Consider the following 2,998-nt stretch of genomic DNA (forward strand, 5'->3'; position numbering starts at 1 on the left):
AGCGGCATGGCCGCGTCCCGCGGGGCCGATGCCGCCGCCGGAACGGCCGGCGCCGGGTGAGGGGACGGCGCGCCGGCGTCGGGCCGCGCGCCGGGCACCAGCAGGCGGTTGAGCGGGAGGCCGACGAGAAGGTGGGCCGCGGCCCAGAACAGGCAGGCGGAGCGCCATCCGCTCCCGGCCTCCAGCCATGCCGAGATCGGCCAGCAGACGGTGCTCGCGAAGCCCGCGAACAGCGTGATCCCGGTGATCGCGCCGCGCGCGCTCTTGCCGTAGACGCCGGCCAGCGTCGAGAACGCCGCCTCGTAGAGGCCCATCGCCATGCCGGCGCCGATCACCAGCCAGGCGGCGAACAGCATTCCGGTGCCGTCGGCGGCGCTCATCATCGCCAGGCCCGCGGCGAAGATCAGGTTCGATGCCGCGAGCACGTCCCTGCCGCCGAAGCGGTCGATATGCCGGCCGGCCAGGGGGCCGAGGAACGCCGCCACCACGAGGGCCGCGGAAAAGGCCAGGAACACCGTGCCGGTCTGGATGCCGAGGTCGCGCGCCATCGGCGCGGCGAGGATCGCGGGCAGGTAATAGGTGGAGCCCCAGGCGAGCGTCTGGGCGAGGCCGAGCGCGGCGACGACCCGGGTCTGGCGGGAACGCGCGCTCACGCGGCGCAGCCCGGATACGCGGGACCGGTCCCCGATGCCTCGACTGTCGACGAATGAAGGCGCAGGAGAATCAGCTGCATTCGCACGCGGTCTCCTCTCCCGTCTGCCGCGCGACCGCAGAGAGGGGCTTCGCCGAGGACGACATGCGGGAATCCCTAATCCCTCGAGGGTCGAGGGGTCAACGGCGCCGTTCCCCGCTCCGGCCCTGCCCCACAAGGGGAGGGAGTGCGCCATCCGTTCCGGCGTCGCCCGCTTTTCCGTTCCGGCGCGCCGCCCGCTTTTCCGTTCCGGCCCCTGCCGGCGCCGCGGACAGTCGGATTATTTCTAAATTTACCGACAATTGTTCGATTGCTGGTGCGGCGATGCTCGCTCGTGCACTCATTCGTCGCTGGCGGCCGTCGGGGATCCGGATCGCCTCGGGCAATGGATGCGCTGGGGTGCAAGAATGACGATGCTCTCGCTCGGCGGACGGACGGTGCTCGAGCCGTTCCTCGACCCGCAGAAGAATGCCTTCAACCTCGTCCGCCTGGTCGCGGCGCTCTCCGTGATCGTCTCCCACGTCTTCGTGGTGGCGGGCGGCTCCGGCACCGCGCAGCCGCTCGAACTCGTCACGCCCTTCACGCTCGGCCAGCACGCGGTCAACGTCTTCTTCGTGATCTCGGGCCTCACCGTCGCGGCGAGCCTCGACCGCAGCCCGGACGCGTTCCGGTTCCTCGCCAACCGCGCGCTCCGGATCGTGCCCGCGCTCATGGTCTACGGCCTCGTCTTCGCGCTCGTGCTCGGTGCGCTCGTCGCGGTCGTCCCGCTCGCCGACTACTATTCCGATCCGGCGACGCTCGCCTATCCGCTCGCCGTGCTCGTCCTCTTCAGCCACGCGCCCGCGCCGGACGGCGTCTTCGCGACGGCCCCGCTCGCCGGCATGGTGAACATGTCGCTCTGGACCATCCAGTACGAGATCCTGGCCTATATCGGGCTCGCCGCGCTCTTCGTCACCGGGCTGCTCCGCTACGGCGCGGTGCTCCTCGCGCTCGTCGCCGGGGCCGCCGCCGCGCTCGTCGGCGTCGAGGCCGCCGGCATCGTCGGGATCTGGCCGGGCGCGCTCCACCCGCCGCTCTTCGCGCTCTGCTTCCTCCTCGGCGTCGCGGCCTATCGCTGGCGGAGCCGGATCGTGCTGTCGCCGCTTGTCCTGCTCGGCTTTCTCGGCTTCGCGGTCCTGGCCGGGCGCACCCCGATCGGCCCGCTCGCCTACGTGCTCCTTGCCGCCTATGGCGCGCTCCTCTTCGGCACGCTGCCGGCGGGCGCGCTCGGGCGCTGGACGCGGCACACCGACATTTCCTACGGGACCTATATCTATGGCTGGCCGGTCCAGCAGATGCTGGTCGGCTTCTTCCCCGGCTGGAGCATGTTCGCGCTCGGGCTCGCCGGCCTCGTCTCGGCCGCCGCGATCGGGTTCCTCTCGTGGAGCCTGGTCGAGAAGCGGGCGCTGGCGCTGAAGCGCCGCTTCGCCCCGCGCCGGCAGCAGGCCGCCGTCGCCTGGTAGACGGCCGGCGGCCTCAGCCGACGACGAGGATGTGGAGCGCGCGCGGACCGTGCGCGCCGAGGATCAGCGTCTGCTCGATGTCGGCCGAGCGCGAGGGGCCGGTCACGAGGTTCACCGTCCGGGGCATTCCGCCCTTGCCGTAGCGGCCGCGGATGCGCGCCCAGCCCATTTCGAGGTCGCCGATCACGTCGCCTGCCTCCAGCATGACGATATGCGTGTCCGGCAGGAAGGTGATGGTGGCCGGATTGTCCGGCCCGGAAACGAGCATCAGCGTGCCGCTTTCGGCGATCCCCGCGACGGCGCGGCTCAGTCCCGCCGCGTCGTGGCCGTCCGAGGCGCCGCGGCGGAGCTCGAGCTGCGGCGCGTCCCCCCAGGGCAGCGATTCGAGAAGCGGGTCCTCGCCCATCCGCAGCGCCGCCGGCAGATTGTGGCGGCGCAGGTGCTCGGCCACCGCCGTCGGCACCTCCGCCGCCGCGGCGAGACGCTCCACCGTCGCACTCACTTTTTCCGCCATCCGGCAGAAGAGGTCGATGCGCTCCGCCTGCGGGATCTGCGCGCGCGCGGGAATGAGATTGGGCTTCGGATAAGCGAGCCGCTCCGCGACGGCGGCGGCCCGCTCGTCTCCGCCGCCTGCCGCAAGCGCGCGCCGGACGCTGCCGAGCACGGTCTCTCGCCCGCTCATCGCCGCGCCCTCTGTTCCGCCCGGTAGCGCGCCATGAAGGTGCCGCCCTCGGGCGCCGGCATGTCGCGATGCCGCGTCCAGCCGCCGGCGAGCGGCAGCCGCGCGAACCGGCCGCGCCGCGAC

3 protein-coding genes are annotated in these 2,998 nt (G+C 72.4%); 1 reads left to right on the plus strand and 2 read right to left on the minus strand.

Translation table 11 applies throughout. The annotated features are described in order from the left end of the window. Positions 1-653, minus strand: a 653-nt coding sequence (locus E4O86_RS23715; RefSeq protein ID WP_161142803.1) for an MFS transporter, incomplete at its 3' end; no start/stop codon positions are given. A 445-nt stretch (positions 654-1,098) separates the two neighbouring features. Here E4O86_RS23715 and E4O86_RS22645 point away from each other — a divergent pair. Further along, complete coding sequence (locus tag E4O86_RS22645) at positions 1,099-2,193, plus strand: acyltransferase family protein (RefSeq protein ID WP_161142804.1); 1,095 nt, start codon at positions 1,099-1,101, stop codon at positions 2,191-2,193. 13 nt (positions 2,194-2,206) lie between these two features. Here the strand turns inward: E4O86_RS22645 and E4O86_RS22650 are convergent, their stop codons facing one another. Beyond that, positions 2,207-2,875: a LutC/YkgG family protein gene (locus tag E4O86_RS22650; protein WP_161142805.1), complete on the minus strand. Its 669-nt coding sequence runs from the start codon at positions 2,873-2,875 to the stop codon at positions 2,207-2,209. Positions 2,876-2,998: the final 123 nt, after the last annotated feature.

Source organism: Propylenella binzhouense (assembly GCF_009866965.1).
GTDB classification, from domain to species: domain Bacteria; phylum Pseudomonadota; class Alphaproteobacteria; order Rhizobiales; family Afifellaceae; genus Propylenella; species Propylenella binzhouense.

What these genes read in the sequence shown, in the direction of transcription:
- E4O86_RS22645 (WP_161142804.1), top strand. Translation starts at nt 1,099, where the DNA reads ATGACGATGCTCTCGCTCGGCGGACGGACGGTGCTCGAGCCGTTCCTC.
- E4O86_RS22650 (WP_161142805.1), bottom strand. Translation starts at nt 2,875, where the DNA reads ATGAGCGGGCGAGAGACCGTGCTCGGCAGCGTCCGGCGCGCGCTTGCG.